The organism is Actinomycetospora sp. C-140, from assembly GCF_054796175.1.
The window spans coordinates 147,278-160,711 of the sequence record NZ_JBTWNF010000011.1 but is presented as its reverse complement, the minus strand read 5'-3'; the positions used below and the strand labels follow the sequence as shown (position 1 = coordinate 160,711).

At 74.1% G+C, this 13,434-nt stretch carries 14 protein-coding genes; 6 read left to right on the top strand and 8 right to left on the bottom strand.

Annotated features, from left to right (window positions below; genetic code table 11):
• Window positions 1-345: 345 nt before the first annotated feature.
• Both ACR9E3_RS19365 and ACR9E3_RS19360 read right to left on the bottom strand, forming a co-directional pair.
• Window positions 346-1,524 (bottom strand): acetyl-CoA C-acetyltransferase, encoded by a 1,179-nt coding sequence (locus tag ACR9E3_RS19365; RefSeq protein ID WP_460382146.1) that lies wholly within the window; start codon window positions 1,522-1,524, stop codon window positions 346-348.
• Window positions 1,525-1,707: 183 nt separating this feature from the next.
• Window positions 1,708-2,934, bottom strand: coding sequence for an alpha/beta fold hydrolase (locus tag ACR9E3_RS19360; RefSeq protein ID WP_460382145.1), 1,227 nt, complete (start codon window positions 2,932-2,934; stop codon window positions 1,708-1,710).
• 241 nt (window positions 2,935-3,175) lie between these two features.
• On the opposite strand from ACR9E3_RS19360, the gene ACR9E3_RS19355 reads away from it, so the two are divergent.
• Window positions 3,176-3,910, top strand: a complete 735-nt coding sequence (locus ACR9E3_RS19355; RefSeq protein WP_460382144.1) for a beta-ketoacyl-ACP reductase — start codon at window positions 3,176-3,178, stop codon at window positions 3,908-3,910.
• 9 nt (window positions 3,911-3,919) lie between these two features.
• Here the strand turns inward: ACR9E3_RS19355 and ACR9E3_RS19350 are convergent, their stop codons facing one another.
• Window positions 3,920-4,867, bottom strand: coding sequence for an alpha/beta hydrolase (locus ACR9E3_RS19350; RefSeq protein WP_460382143.1), 948 nt, complete (start codon window positions 4,865-4,867; stop codon window positions 3,920-3,922).
• 330 nt (window positions 4,868-5,197) lie between these two features.
• Between ACR9E3_RS19350 and ACR9E3_RS19345 the strand changes: the two genes are divergently transcribed.
• Window positions 5,198-5,944, top strand: a complete 747-nt coding sequence (locus ACR9E3_RS19345; RefSeq protein WP_460382142.1) for a lytic transglycosylase domain-containing protein — start codon at window positions 5,198-5,200, stop codon at window positions 5,942-5,944.
• 117 nt (window positions 5,945-6,061) lie between these two features.
• On the opposite strand, the gene ACR9E3_RS19340 is transcribed toward ACR9E3_RS19345, so the two are convergent.
• Genes ACR9E3_RS19340 through ACR9E3_RS19330 form a run of 3 tightly spaced genes read right to left on the bottom strand, consistent with a single transcriptional unit; the run spans window position 6,062 to window position 8,446 of the window.
• The gene (locus tag ACR9E3_RS19340; protein WP_460382141.1) at window positions 6,062-6,424 is read right to left on the bottom strand and encodes a PRC-barrel domain-containing protein; all 363 of its coding nucleotides are present in this window, start codon (window positions 6,422-6,424) and stop codon (window positions 6,062-6,064) included.
• 26 nt (window positions 6,425-6,450) lie between these two features.
• Window positions 6,451-7,296, bottom strand: coding sequence for a glutamate racemase (locus tag ACR9E3_RS19335; RefSeq protein ID WP_460382140.1), 846 nt, complete (start codon window positions 7,294-7,296; stop codon window positions 6,451-6,453).
• A 52-nt stretch (window positions 7,297-7,348) separates the two neighbouring features.
• Window positions 7,349-8,446, bottom strand: coding sequence for an SDR family oxidoreductase (locus ACR9E3_RS19330; protein ID WP_460382139.1), 1,098 nt, complete (start codon window positions 8,444-8,446; stop codon window positions 7,349-7,351).
• A 185-nt stretch (window positions 8,447-8,631) separates the two neighbouring features.
• On the opposite strand from ACR9E3_RS19330, the gene ACR9E3_RS19325 reads away from it, so the two are divergent.
• Both ACR9E3_RS19325 and ACR9E3_RS19320 read left to right on the top strand, forming a co-directional pair.
• Complete coding sequence (locus ACR9E3_RS19325; RefSeq protein WP_460382138.1) at window positions 8,632-9,999, top strand: NAD(P)/FAD-dependent oxidoreductase; 1,368 nt, start codon at window positions 8,632-8,634, stop codon at window positions 9,997-9,999.
• 17 nt (window positions 10,000-10,016) lie between these two features.
• Complete coding sequence (locus tag ACR9E3_RS19320; protein ID WP_460382137.1) at window positions 10,017-10,961, top strand: alpha/beta fold hydrolase; 945 nt, start codon at window positions 10,017-10,019, stop codon at window positions 10,959-10,961.
• Window positions 10,962-10,965: 4 nt separating this feature from the next.
• Here ACR9E3_RS19320 and aroQ read toward each other — a convergent pair whose 3' ends face one another.
• The gene (gene aroQ, locus ACR9E3_RS19315) at window positions 10,966-11,427 is read right to left on the bottom strand and encodes a type II 3-dehydroquinate dehydratase (protein ID WP_460382136.1); all 462 of its coding nucleotides are present in this window, start codon (window positions 11,425-11,427) and stop codon (window positions 10,966-10,968) included.
• 121 nt (window positions 11,428-11,548) lie between these two features.
• On the opposite strand from aroQ, the gene ACR9E3_RS19310 reads away from it, so the two are divergent.
• Complete coding sequence (locus tag ACR9E3_RS19310; RefSeq protein WP_460382135.1) at window positions 11,549-12,157, top strand: response regulator transcription factor; 609 nt, start codon at window positions 11,549-11,551, stop codon at window positions 12,155-12,157.
• A 140-nt stretch (window positions 12,158-12,297) separates the two neighbouring features.
• Here the strand turns inward: ACR9E3_RS19310 and ACR9E3_RS19305 are convergent, their stop codons facing one another.
• Entirely contained in the window at window positions 12,298-12,525 is a 228-nt protein-coding gene (locus tag ACR9E3_RS19305) for a hypothetical protein (protein WP_460382134.1), read from the bottom strand.
• 107 nt (window positions 12,526-12,632) lie between these two features.
• Between ACR9E3_RS19305 and ACR9E3_RS19300 the strand changes: the two genes are divergently transcribed.
• Entirely contained in the window at window positions 12,633-13,409 is a 777-nt protein-coding gene (locus tag ACR9E3_RS19300; protein ID WP_460382133.1) for an HpcH/HpaI aldolase family protein, read from the top strand.
• Window positions 13,410-13,434: the final 25 nt, after the last annotated feature.

Below are 13,434 nucleotides of genomic sequence, written 5' to 3'. Positions count from 1 at the left end.
TGAGGATGTGCTACCGGTCACCTGTGCCCGGACGACCACCTTGGCATGCGTACCCGAGCATGGTCACGACCGAGCGCGCCTCCCCTGTCGGGGGGATGCCGGGGCGGAGCCGCGCCCGGCTCCTCCCACCGGCCGCGGCCCCGCACGAGGGTTCGACGCAGCCCGGGCCCGACCGGTTCCGTGCCCGCGCACGACGACGCGGCGGTCACCGTGAGGTGACCGCCGCGTCGTCGTGATCGACGGAAGAACGCCGGTGATCGACGGAAGAACGCCGGTGATCGACGGAAGATTACGGACGCTGAGCGTCAGCGACGGCACTTCGCTGACAACCCCGCGCTGCTCCGATCAGACGTGCAGGACGAGCGCCGAGCCCTGGCCGCCGCCGCCGCAGAGGCCGGCGGCGCCGATGCCCCCGCCACGGCGGTTCAGCTCGTGCGCGATGTGGATCGCGATGCGCGCGCCCGAGGCGCCGACCGGGTGGCCGAGGGCGATCGCGCCGCCGTCGGGGTTCACCCGCTCCGGGTCGACGCCGAGCTCGGTGGTCGACTGCAGCGCGACGGCGGCGAACGCCTCGTTGAGCTCGAGCATCTCGAGCTGCTTGGCGTCGAGGCCCTCGCGCTTGAGCGCCTTCTGGATCGCGTTGGACGGCTGCGAGAGCAGCGAGTTGTCCGGGCCGGCGACCCAGCCGTGGTGCCCGATGCGGGCGAGGATCTCGAGCCCGAGCTCCTTGGCCTTCTTCTCCGACATGACCACGGTGGCCGCGGCGCCGTCGGAGATCTGGGAGGAGGTGCCGGCGGTGATGGCACCCTCCTTGTCGAAGGCGGGCCGCAGCTTGCCCAGGCCCTCGGCCGTCGTGTCGCCGCGGACGCCCTCGTCCTCGGTGACGACGACCGGGTCGCCCTTGCGCTGGGGCACGGGCACGCCGACGATCTCGGCGTCGAAGCGGCCGTTCTTGGCGGCGTCGGCCGCGCGCTGGTGGGAGGACGCGGCGAAGGCGTCCATGTCCTCGCGCCGGAGGCCGATCGACTTCGAGAAGCGCTCGGTCGAGGCGCCCATCGACTCGTGGTCGTAGGCGTCGGTGAGGCCGTCCGACTCGGTGGCGTCGAGGATCGTCCCGCCGCCGTACTTGTAGCCCCCGCGCGCCTTCGGGAGCAGGTACGGGCCCTGGGTCATCGACTCCATCCCGCCGGCCACGACGACGTCGTACTCGCCGGCCTGGATCATCTGGTCGGCCAGGGCGATGGCGTCGAGACCCGACAGGCACACCTTGTTGAGGGTGAACGACGGCGTCGACATCGGGATGCCGGCGTCGGTGCTCGCCTTGCGGGCGGGGTTCTGGCCTGCGCCGGCCTGGATGACCTGGCCCATGATCACGTACTCGACCTGGTCGCCGGAGATGCCGGCGGCCTCGAGGGCGCCCTTGATGGCCACCGTGCCGAGCTCACCCGCGGACAGGCCCGCGAAGGCCCCGGAGAGCTTGCCGATCGGGGTGCGCTTGCCGGAGACGATGACGGAGCCGGGCATGGTGGTCCTCCTGGTCGAGGGATGGGCGGTCAGAGGGGCTGTGGGGCGTGGTCACCACGGTGGTGACCGCCGACGGGGCGGCCGTCGTGCGGTCCGCCGGGTGTCTGAAGGTACCCGCGGGGCCGGTGGGATACCCAGGGTCGCGCGCGCCCCGTCACCACCCCGCTCGATCGGTCAAGCAGCTCAGGACCGAGCCGGGCGCGAGTGCCCGGCGACGGCCTCCATCAGCGGCGGCCACTCGTGGCGCAGCGCCTGGTTGCCCATGAACAGACCCAGGTGGCCGCCGGGAGCGGTGCGCCGCGTGACCTGGTCCGCCGGCGTCGAGACGTGGTCCGCGGCCGCGAACACCTGCACCGGCGGGGTGATGTGGTCGGTCGCCCCGCCCAGCAGGAACAGCGGGCAGGAGATCGCGCCCATGTCCACCCGCCTGCCGTCGACCTCGAGCTCGCCCGAGATCAGCTCGTTGCCGGCGAAGAGGTGCTCGACGAGCCACAGGTAGAAGGCGCCGGGCACGTCCTGGGTGTGCTTGAACCAGTCCTCGAACGCCTCGTAGCGCGCGATGGCGTCCGCGTCGTCGAGGTTGCGCAGCAGGTCGACGTGCTTGGCGATCTCGGCGTCGGGACGGATCGCGATGAAGCCGCCGAGGACGAAGGAGCCCGGCATGTTGCCGCCGCCGGCCGCGACCATGGCGCGGTAGGGCAGCTGCCCGAAGCGCTGCGTCATCACCCGCGACGAGGCGCCGATCGGGGTCTCGCCGGCGTGGAAGTCGATCGGCGCCCCGGCCAGGGTCAGGGTGTTGACCTTGTCGGGGTTGATCGCCGCGTAGATCGTCGCGAGCCAGCCGCCCTGGCAGTCGCCGATCAGGTTGACGTGCCCTCCGCAGTGCTCCACGGCGCGATCGACCACCGCGATGTAGTCGGAGATCGTGGAACCCGAGGTCTCGCGGGTGGCGCCGACCCAGTCGAGGGTGAACGCCCGGGTCAGGCCGGCGTCGCGGATCATCATCATCTGCGACTGGCGCGGCTGGAAGTCGACGATGCACGAGTCGTGGCCGGCCTGCGGCGGGAGCACGAGCGTGGGCACGACGTCGTCCGTGGACCCTTGCGAGAAGTCCCGCAGCCGGGCGATCGGCGTCTCGAAGACGATCTCGTGCTCGTTGTGCCACTGCGGGCGGCGGCGGGTGAGGACGTGGCGCCACCACCGGCGCGCGTCGTGGGTGTTGCGTCCGGGCGTCGCCGTCTGCTTCAGCGCGCGGCCCAGGACGTAGCCGGCGCCCCTGGTCATCTCGGTCGCGCCCCGCAGGTAGGCGGTGACGTGGTAACCGCGCAGGTAGGCGGCGGGGTCCGGGACGGGGGCCTCGGTCGGGAGTGCCTGCTCGTCAGCCACGTGCTCGTCGGCTGCAGCCGTCATGGCGCACCTCCTCGCGCCCGGCGACCGGGCGCTCGTGAGCACCCGGCTCTGGGTGCTGCGTGGACCGTACGGGGCGCTTGGGATGTTTCGCAACGCGCCCTACCCTCCGGTAGGCGACGGCGTACCCCGTCCGGTCGATCCGTGTCCGGACATCGTTGGGGAATCGTGTCGTGTGGCGCGGGCCACGTCGTGGGTACTGGGAACCACGCGGACGACGAGCGAGGGAGCTTGCATGGGAGACATGACCGGACAGGTGGCTCTGGTGACCGGCGGCGCCCGGGGCATCGGGCGGGCGATCAGCGAGCGGATGGCCAGGCGGGGCATGAAGGTCGGGGTCGGCTACTCGTCGGACCCGACGTCCGCGGAGGATCTGCAGTCGCAGTACCCCGACCAGATCACGATCCACCAGGGCAACATCGGCCAGCGGGGCGACTGCGAGCGCGTGTTCGACGAGGTCATCTCGGCGCACGGCCGGGTCGACGTGCTGGTCAACAACGCCGGCATCACCGCGGACAAGATGGTGGCCAAGATGGAGGTCGACGACTGGGACCGCGTGGTCCAGGTCAACCTCTCGGGCACCTTCTACATGTCCCAGCTCGCCTACCTGCACATGGCCGAGCGCGGCATGGGCCGCATCGTGAACATCAGCTCGGTGATCGGGGAGAAGGGCAACGCCGGCCAGGTCAACTACGCCGCGACCAAGTCCGGACTCTTCGGCATGACGATGTCGATGGCGCAGGAGGGCGCCCGCAAGGGCGTCACGGTCAACTGCGTCGCGCCCGGCTACGTCGAGACCGACATGGTCGCCGCGGTGCCGGAGAAGGCACTCGAGAAGATCGTGTCCGGGATCCCGATGCGGCGCCTGGGTCAGCCCGACGAGATCGCCCGTGCGGTCGAGTTCCTCGCCGACCCCGAGTCCGGCTACATCACCGGGCAGGTCTACTCGGTCAACGGCGGCCTGCACATGGACGCCTAGCTCCGGACGTCAGTGCAGGCGGTCGCCGAGCTCGGCGCAGATGTCGTCGAGGGCGGTCGCCGACGCCCGGCACACGCCGGGGAAGGTCAGGAAACCGTGCACGGCCCGGGCGTGGTCGGTGTGCCGCACGGGCACACCGGCCTCGTCCAGGCGCCGGGCGTAGTCCGCGCCGTCGTCGTGCAGCGGGTCGACGGCGGCGGTGACGACGAGTGCGGGCGGCAGGTCCGCGACGTCCGGGGCGAGCAGCGGCGAGACCATCGGGTCGGTCGGGTCGCCGGCGGGCCCGAGGTAGTGCGCGCGGAAGACCTCCATGTCGGTGCGGGTGAGCACCGGGCCGGCGGCGAACCGGCCGACCGAGGGCCGCTCGAAGGTCAGGTCCAGCGCGGGGTAGAGCAGGACCTGCGCGTCGATCACCGGTCCGGCCTCGCGCGCCAGCAGGCACACGCCGGCGGCGAGGTTGCCCCCGGCGCTGTCGCCCATCACCGCGAGCCGGTCGGGACGGGCGCCGAGGGCGGCGGCCTCGCGCGCCGCCCAGGTCACGGCGGCGTAGCCGTCGTCGCGGCCGGCGGGAAAGGGGTGCTCGGGCGCGAGGCGGTAGTCGACCGACACCACGAGGGCACCGACGCGCGACGCGACGTGGGCGCAGAGCCAGTCGGACTGGTCGAGGTTGCCCAGGGTGCCCCCGCCGCCGTGGAAGTTGACGACGACGGGCAGCGCGCGGGCGGTGTGCGGGCGGTAGAGCCGCACCGGGACGGCTCCCGCATCGGTGCGCGCCACGCGATCGGTGACGAACACACCGCGGGGCATCGGGCCGAAGACCCGCGAGGTGACGACGTTGTGGCTGAGGCGCCGCGATCGTGCGCGGGTGATCTCCTCGGGGCCCATGCGGCTGACCGCGACGGCCCCGGAGTAGTCGGCGAACCACGTGAACATGCGCAGCCGGACGTCGATGTCCATGGCGCCCCCTCCCCGCGACCCGATCCCGCCGGTGGCGTCCGGCAGGCCGGTGCGTGTCCCCGGGCTGCCTCGGCGGGAGGACGACAGATTGCCCGACCCGCCGCCCCCGACGCGCCCTCGAACGGCCCATCGATCGGGGGCAGTCGGTGACCGGCGACTCGTGCACGAGGACGAGCGGGTGACGGGCGTGTCGGAACGACGACACTCCCGGTCGCCCCGACGGGCGGTTGCTCCGCACGCGGGAGGGTGGTGCGGCGGTCGCGCGGGGCCCGGGGCTGCCCGGCTCCACCCCCACCGGCGCGCCACGGGGAGGTCCGTAGCGTCGGACCGGTGAGCACGCCGGAGCGCGAGGAGACCCGGGACGCCCGGCAGCTCGAGAACCTGCTCGCCGCCGCCGTGGTGCTGGTGCTGGTGCTGGGCGCCGGGATCGCGGGCGTCGCCGTGGCGGTCCGCCGCGGTCCGGATGCCGCCCCGCAGTTCGCCCAGCCGCTCACGGCCCCGGTGTCGCCCGACCCCGCGGCCCGGGCCGCGTGGGCCGACGCGGCGGCCGGGCCGACCGGCGTGCCCGCGCGGGCGCTCGTCGCCTACGCGGGCGCCGAGGCCGGGGCCCGCGAGGAGCTGCCCGACTGCGGGCTGTCGTGGGCGACGCTCGCGGGCCTGGGCCGGGTGGAGTCGAACCACGGCCGCTTCGGCGGGACCGCGCTGGACGACGCGGGCCGCCCGGGCGAGTCGATCCGCGGGCCGGAGCTCGACGGGACGGGCGGCAACCGCGAGATCCGCGACACCGACGGCGGGCGCCTCGACGGCGACACCACCTACGACCGGGCGGTCGGGCCCCTGCAGTTCATCCCCGGCACGTGGGCCGAGTACGGGGCCGACGGCGACGGCGACGGGGTCAGCGACCCCGACGACCTCGACGACGCCGCGCTCGCCGCGGCCCGCTACCTCTGCGCCGACGACCGGGACATGCACCGCGGCGACGACTGGCGCACCGCGGTGCTCGCCTACAACCGGTCGAACGCCTACGTCGACCGCGTGCGCCGCGAGGCGGTGGGCGCGGCGACGGCGGCCCCCTGACCTCGACCGCGACGGGGCCGCGGGGCGTCCGGGAGCCGGCGATCGCCGTCCTGGTGACGATCCCTGTCGGATCTGCCGGCCTTCGTCACCGGGATCGCGATCAGGGTTGCCCGGGGCTCAGCGCCGCGCCAGCCGCCGCTCGCCGCGCGACCCCGTGCGGTACTCGATCCCGTAGTGGGCGAACACCGCCGGCTCGTCGTGGGCGGCGAGCTCGCCGTCCGGCGCGATCGAGGGCGCCTCGCGGGCGAGGTCGCGGGCGACCGCGACCTTGAGGTGGTCGGGCGTGACGACCGCACCCGCGAGCGGGGCGAACACCAGGTGGGTATTGCGTCCCAGCAGCCCGGACACCTTGACCGTCGCGAAGACCGGCTCGTCGCCGAGGGTGTCGTAGTAGACGGCCTCGAGCGTCCCGATCTTCGCCTCGTCCGGGTCGACGACGGGTCGGCCGCGCCAGTCGCGGATGTTCTCGGCGGGGATCACGCGATGGACCCTAGGGCCTGGAGCCCTCACACCCCGCGCAGCGCCGGCTGCTCCGCGGTGTCCGGGCGGGTGTGGTGGGCCGACTCGTCGGTGACCGGCAGCTCGTGCCGGTCGATCCGCCCGCCCCGGGCCAGCGCGCGGCCGATCGGGTAGGCGAGGGCCGAGGCCGGCAACGGACCCTCGTCGCCGCCGAGGTGCACCCGGACCTCGGCGGGCTCGGCGGACGGATCCTCGGGCACCCCGAGCCGCCGCAGGGCCTGTCCGGCGACGGCCCGCGAGCTGTCGTGCAGCCCGGTGCCCGGCGGGAGCGCGGCGAGGATGTCCTCGACCACCAGGGGGTAGTGCGTGCAGCCGAGCACCACCGAGCGGCAGCGGGCCGGGGTGCGGGCGGCCGCGAGCGTGATGGCGTCCCGGACGGCGGCCGGGTCGGCGTGCTCGACGGCCGTGGCAAGGCCGGGGCACGCGACAGGCTCCGCCTGGCCTGGCGCGGCGAACTGCGCGAGCAGGTCGCGCTGGTAGTCGCTGACGGTGGTGCGCTCGGTGGCCCACACGGCGAAAGGTCGTCCGGTGGCCCCGGCGGGCTTCACCGCGGGGACGGTGGCGATCACCGGGCGCTCAGGCTCCACGGCCGCGCGCAGCGGGACGACCGCCGTGACCGACGCCGTGTTGCAGGGCACGACGATCGCGTCGGCGCCGCGGGCGACGGCGAGCCGCCCGGTGCCGACCACCCGCTCGACGATCCACGACGAGGCCTTCGCGCCCCACGGCATGCCCGCGGGGTCGAGGTAGAGGTCGAGGGCGAGATCCGGCCGCAGGTGGCGCAGCCAGCCAGCCGTGGGCAGCAGGCCGCATCCCGAGTCGAGGAGTGCCACGCGCCGGACCATCACCGCCGAGTCTAGGACCCGGGCGATCTCGGGCCGGCGCTCACACCATCGCCGCGCTGCCGACGTCGGGGTGCTCGCGGTGGAAGGCGACCATCGCGCCGACGTGCTCGGCGAACGGTGGGCAGCGCACGCCGACCTCGTCGAGCAGCGCCGTGGTGGCGGTGACCTCGTAGACGGTCGGGTGGGTCAGGTAGTCCAGCGTCGACGACGGCAGCTTGAAGACCCGCCCGACGCCGGGCAGGCGGTCGATCGAGAACCGCGACAGGGTGGTCGGCACCGGCACCACGCGCAGCTTCTTGCCGGTGTGCGCGGCGAACGCCTCGCACATCGCGAGCACCGTCGGGGGCGCCGGGGCGGCCAGCGCGACCGTCCGGCCCTCGGCGCCGGGGTGCGGGGCGAGCGCGGCGATGGCGTCGACGACGAAGTCGCTCGGCACCAGGTTGAACTGCACGCGCGACGGGTCGCCGGGCAGCGGCATCACCGCGGTGCGGCCCTGGCGGGCGATGAGCTGCAGCGCGTAGTACGGCCCGTCGTACTTCTGGGTCTCGCCGGTGCGGCTGTCGCCGACCACGACCGATGGACGGTAGATCGTGACGGGCATGCCGGCGTCGCGCGCCTTGGCGACGAGGCGCTCGGCCTCGTGCTTGGTGTGCTCGTAGTGGTTGGAGAACCGCTGGCCCAGCTCCAGGTCGTCCTCGGCGAAGATGCCGTCGTATCGTCCGGAGACGTAGCAGGTGCTCACGTACTGCAGGCGCACCAGCTCGCCGACCGCGCGGGCGAGGTCGAGGACGTGGCGGGTGCCGTCGACGTTCACCGACCAGGCGAGCTCCGGCGGCACCGACAGGTCGTAGACCGCGGCGAGGTGGAAGATCTCCAGCGGCCCGCGGCGCAGCGCCTCGGCCTCGCCGGGGTCCAGCCCGAGACCCGGCCGGGTGATGTCCCCGACGACGAGCCGGGTCCGCCCCGCGATCGCCGGCTCGGCCTCCTCCAGCCGCGCCAGGGTCCGCTGCGCCTGGTCGCGCCAGCGCTCCTGGACCAGCGCGACCGCCGTCGCGTCGGGGGAGCGGCGCAGCGTGCGCGGCAGCAGGGCGGTGCCGAGGAATCCGGGGAAGCCGGTGAACAGCACGGTCCGCGACATGCGGCCTCCTCAAGGTCCCGTCGGGTGGGGGGAGGAGACCACGGGCGTCCTGCTCGTGCTCGGTGATTCGCGCCCGGACCACCTGTGAGGGCGGTCATGGGCCCCGACTCCTCGGCGCGGGGAGGTGTCGCTCCGGCGGGCCCCGGGGAAGACTTCGCGGAACCGAACACAGGAGGACATCGGGCATGAGTGCGCAGCGCATCGTGGTGGTCGGCGCCGGGTTCGCCGGCTTGAAGTGCGTCCAGCGCCTCGAACGTGAGCTCAAGGGCGAGCTGTCGCGCGGCGAGGTGGAGATCGTGGTGGTCAACCCCCACGACTACATGCTCTACCTGCCCCTGCTGCCGCAGGTGGCGGCCGGGGTGATCACGGCCCAGTCGGTCACGGTGCCGCTGCCACGGGCGATCAAGACGGCCCAGCGGCTCCCCGGCCAGGTCGTCGGGCTCGACCTGCAGCGCAAGGTCGCCGTCGTCCGCAAGATCAGCGAGGACGTCGTCGACCTGCCGTACGACCGGCTCGTCATCGCCGCGGGCAGCGTGACCCGCCAGTTCGACATCCCCGGGCTCGAGGAGCACGGCCTGGGCATGAAGAACCTCGGCGAGGCCGCCTACCTGCGCGACCACGTCCTGTCCCAGCTCGAGCTGGCCAACGCCTCCACCGATCCCGAGGAGCGCGCGGCCCGCTGCAGCTTCGTGGTCATCGGCGGCGGCTACGCCGGCACCGAGACCGCGGCGTGCCTCGAGCTGCTCACCGACAGCGCGATGAAGCGCTTCCCGCGCCTCGACCCGACGCTGGTGAAGTGGACGCTGGTCGACATCGCCCCGCGGCTCATGCCCGAGCTGGGGCAGCGGCTCGGCGAGGAGGCCCTCGACCTGCTGCGCCGCCGCGGGATCGGGGTACGTCTCGAGACCGGGGTCGAGCGGGTGACCGACGACAGCGTCACCCTCACCGACGGCAGCGTCATCCCGACGCGCACCCTCGTCTGGACCGCCGGGGTCACCGCGAGCCCGCTGGTCAAGATGCTCGGGGTCGAGCTGGTCCGCGGCCGGGTGAAGACCGGCACCGACCTGCGGCTCGACGGCTACGACGACGTCTTCGTGCTCGGGGACTCGGCCGCGATCCCCGACCTGACCGCGAGCCCGCCCGGGTCGTCGATCTGCCCGCCCACCGCGCAGCACGCCGTCCGCCAGGCGGTCGTCGCGGCCGACAACGTCGTCGCGTCGGTGCGCGGCGAGGCGCTGCGCGAGTACAAGCACCACGACCTCGGCCTCGTCGTCGACCTCGGCGGCACCCAGGCCGTCGCCCACCCGCTGAAGCTGCGCCTCACGGGGATGGTGGCCCAGGCCGTGACCCGGGCGTACCACCTCTACGCCCTGCCGCTGACCCGGACGCGGGCGCGGGTGGTCTTCAACTGGATCCTCCACCTCTTCGGCGGCGACGACTTCATCCGCATCGGGTTCCTCGCCGGCCGCAAGAGCGAGACGTCCTCGTTCGAGGAGACCCGCGACTACCTCTCCTCCGACGAGATGAAGCAGCGGTCGGTCTCGGCGTCCTGAGTGACCTCGGAGGCACCGTGACGGCCGACGGCGGCACCGGCGACGGGGACGGCCACGTCGAGGACGTGACCGCCCGCGACGGCACGCGCCTGCGGCGCTGGGACAACGGCGCCGCCGGCGTGCCCGTCGTCGTGTCGAACGGTCTCGGCGCGAGTCCGACGGCGTGGCCGTTCCTGCACGGGGCGGACTGCGGCTACCACGCCACGACCTGGCACCACCGCGGTCTCGGCGGGTCCGCCCGGCCCGACGACGAGACGCACATCCGGATCGACGACCACGTCGACGACCTGCTCACGGTCATGGACGCGGCGGGGATGTCGCGGGCGATCGTCGTCGGCTGGTCGGTGGGTGTGGCGGTCGCGATCGCGGCGGCCCGGCGCGCCCCCGAGCGCGTCGCGGGCCTGCTCCTGCTGGGAGGTGCCGCGACGGGCGCCTTCCGCGTGCTGCCCCGCTTCCCGCTGCCCGCCCCCGGCGTGCCCGAGGGCGTCCACCGCGGGGCGGCCAAGGTCGGGGGCTGGCTGCTGCGCGTCGTCGGGCCGCCCGTGTCCGGGCTGATCGACCTGCTGCCGCGCAGCATGGACGCGAGCCGGGACGCCCTCGACCGCGCCGGGGTGGACCCCGTGCAACTCGATCCGAGCGGCACCGCGGCCCCGTTCGTCACGCTCGCCGAGGTCGCGCGGCAGTTCGCCCGGCACGACTGGACGTGGTTCTCCCGGATGGTGCTCGCCGCCGCGGACCACGCCGCTCCCGGCGACACCGCGCTCGCCGCGATCACGGCGCCCACGACGGTCGTGTCCGGCGACTTCGACACCCTCGCCCCGCCCGGGGACATGGCCGCCCTGGCCGCGGCCCTGCCCGACGCGCGCCTCGTCCGCCTGCCCGGCTCGCACTTCCTGCCGCTGCAGTTCCCCGACGCGCTCGCCGGCGAGCTGGAGGTGCTGGCGCGGCGGGCCGGTTTCTAGCCCCTCAGGCCCGGCGCAGGATCCGCTCGGCGAGGAGACGCAGCGCGAGGTCGTACCCCGTCACCCCGGCGCCGGCGATCACGGCCGTGGCCACCGGCGACACGTACGAGTGGGAGCGGAACGCCTCCCGTGCATGGACGTTCGACAGGTGCACCTCGACCACCGGGACCGGCAGCGCGGCCAGAGCGTCGCGGAGGGCCACGGACGTGTGGGTGTAGCCGCCCGGATTGATGATCACTCCGCCGTGCCCGGTCATGGCCTCGTGGACGACGTCGATGAGCACGCCCTCGTGGTTGCTCTGGCGCGCGTCGACCTCGAGCCCGAGCTCACCGGCGGTCGCGCGACACCGTGCGACCAGCTCGTCGAGGGTGTCGGTGCCGTAGACCTCGGGCTCGCGGCGGCCGAGGAGATCCAGGTTCGGGCCGTTGACGACCAGTACGCGGCGGGGGTTCGCGCGCCACTCCATCGGGGGTTCCTAACGACGTGGGTGTCATTCGGGGGTCAAGCGGACGGGTGGGACGGCCGATGAGGGGATCAACGCCCACCGTGGACACGGTGGGAGGTCTCCCCACCCGGACGGAGTCTGTATGAGGACTGTTCTGATCTGCGACGACCGGCGCAGTGTCCGCGAGGGACTGACGCGCGTCATGTCCGCGGTGCCCGGCGTCCAGCGCATCGACTGCGTGTCGACGGCCGACGAGCTGCTCACCCGCTACGCCCGCCAGACCGCGGACGTCGTGTTCGTCGGCACCCAGCGCGCGGTGGCCTCGGGCGCCGAGGCGACCCGTCGCCTCATGGCCGCGCACCCGCAGGCCAACGTCATGGTCTTCGGCGCCCCGGACGACGCCGGCAGCATCGCCGCCGCGATCGCCGGCGGGGCCCGCGGATACCTGCGCTGGGACGCCTCGCGCCCCGAGCTCGTGGCCGCGCTCGCTCACTCGGCCGTCGGCGCCGAGGCCGGCGCGATGCCGATGCAGCGCACCGCCTCGCCGGGCGCGGGCATCAACCTCACCGAGCGCGAGATGCAGGTCCTGCGCGGCATGAGCCAGGGCAAGAGCAACGGGCAGATCGGGCGCGAGCTCTACCTGTCCGAGGACACGGTGAAGACCCACGCCCGCCGGCTGTTCCGCAAGCTCTCGGCGGCCGACCGCGCGCAGGCGGTGGCCCAGGGCTTCCGCTGCGGTCTCGTCTCCTGAGCGCCCCGCTCGTCAGGAGACACCCGCCCACGCTGGACGTCCCGCCGGGTCGGAGGCGGCAGGATGGCCACGAGGGCGCCGGAGGCGGTCACTGGCCGGTATCGCTCGCCCTGCGAGCGATACCGGCCAGTGACCGGCGATCACGGCCCGACGACGGTCCGGATGCTGTCGTCGCGGAGCTCGGTGCGGGTGCGCCGGTGCGCCCCGAACCGGTGACGGATGCCGTCGGGGCCGCTGAGCCACCCCTGGTAGGCGTCGAGGAGGAGCTCCTGACGGTCGCCGGCGTCGCCGCGCACCGTGATCCGGTACGCGGTGTCGCGGTCGAACGTGAATCGCGGGGAGGGCTTCGTACGGGACGGCGCGGACATCACCGTCGATCGTACGGGGACGGATCACCGTCGCGGCTCCCTCGAACGGAGCAGCTCACCGGAAGGTGATCGAGGTCTCGTGCGACGGTGCCACCGTGACTGACCCGGTGAGCGCACCCGCGACCGACCCCGTCCGCACGGCCTGGGCCGCGGGGCGTGCCGCGCGCAACGGCTGGTTGACCGTCCCCGATCCCCATCTCGTCGAGGTGGTCGCGGCGTACGCCGCGGGCCACGACGTGCTCGACGCGCTGACCCTCGATCTCCAGCACGGCCTGTTCGACCGCGCCCGCAGCGCCGACGCGGTGCGGGCGATCGCCGCGCACGGTCTCGCCCCGCTCGTGCGGCTGCCCGCCGTCGACGAGTCGATCACCGGCTTCGTCCTGGACCTCGGCGTCCGCGGCGTGATCGCCCCGATGGTGTCCGACGCGGCCACGGCGACGGAGCTCGTCGCCGCCTGCCGCTACCCCCCGCGGGGGCGCCGCTCCTTCGGCCCGGTCCGCACGGCGCTGCGTCCCGGCGACGACCCGATCGGCTCGGCGGACGACGTGCTCGCCTTCGCGATGATCGAGACGTCGGACGCGCTGGCGCGGGCCGGCGAGATCGCCGCCGTGCCGGGGCTCGACGGCCTGTTCGTCGGCCCCGGCGACCTCGGCGTCGCCCTCGGGCTCGGCCCGGCCCAGGACCGCGAGGAACCCGAGATCCACGACGCCTTCCGCCGGGTGCTCGCGGCGTGCTCCGGGGCCGGGAAGCGGGCGGCCGTGCACGCGACGCGCGCCGAGTACGCCGCGGCCCGGGCCGCCGACGGCTTCGCGCTGGCCACCGTCTGGTCCGACGTCCCCGCGGTGCTGTCGACCCTCGACGCGGCCGGCCGCGCCCGGGGCTGAGTGGCGGATCGAGTGGCGGACCGGT

Coding starts and splice junctions, on each gene's coding strand:
- ACR9E3_RS19365 (WP_460382146.1), bottom strand. CDS start 1,524: ATGCCCGGCTCCGTCATCGTCTCCGGCAAGCGCACCCCGATCGGCAAG.
- ACR9E3_RS19360 (WP_460382145.1), bottom strand. CDS start 2,934: ATGACGGCTGCAGCCGACGAGCACGTGGCTGACGAGCAGGCACTCCCG.
- ACR9E3_RS19355 (WP_460382144.1), top strand. CDS start 3,176: ATGACCGGACAGGTGGCTCTGGTGACCGGCGGCGCCCGGGGCATCGGG.
- ACR9E3_RS19350 (WP_460382143.1), bottom strand. CDS start 4,867: ATGGACATCGACGTCCGGCTGCGCATGTTCACGTGGTTCGCCGACTAC.
- ACR9E3_RS19330 (WP_460382139.1), bottom strand. CDS start 8,446: ATGTCGCGGACCGTGCTGTTCACCGGCTTCCCCGGATTCCTCGGCACC.
- ACR9E3_RS19325 (WP_460382138.1), top strand. CDS start 8,632: ATGAGTGCGCAGCGCATCGTGGTGGTCGGCGCCGGGTTCGCCGGCTTG.
- aroQ (WP_460382136.1), bottom strand. CDS start 11,427: ATGGAGTGGCGCGCGAACCCCCGCCGCGTACTGGTCGTCAACGGCCCG.
- ACR9E3_RS19310 (WP_460382135.1), top strand. CDS start 11,549: ATGAGGACTGTTCTGATCTGCGACGACCGGCGCAGTGTCCGCGAGGGA.
- ACR9E3_RS19305 (WP_460382134.1), bottom strand. CDS start 12,525: ATGTCCGCGCCGTCCCGTACGAAGCCCTCCCCGCGATTCACGTTCGAC.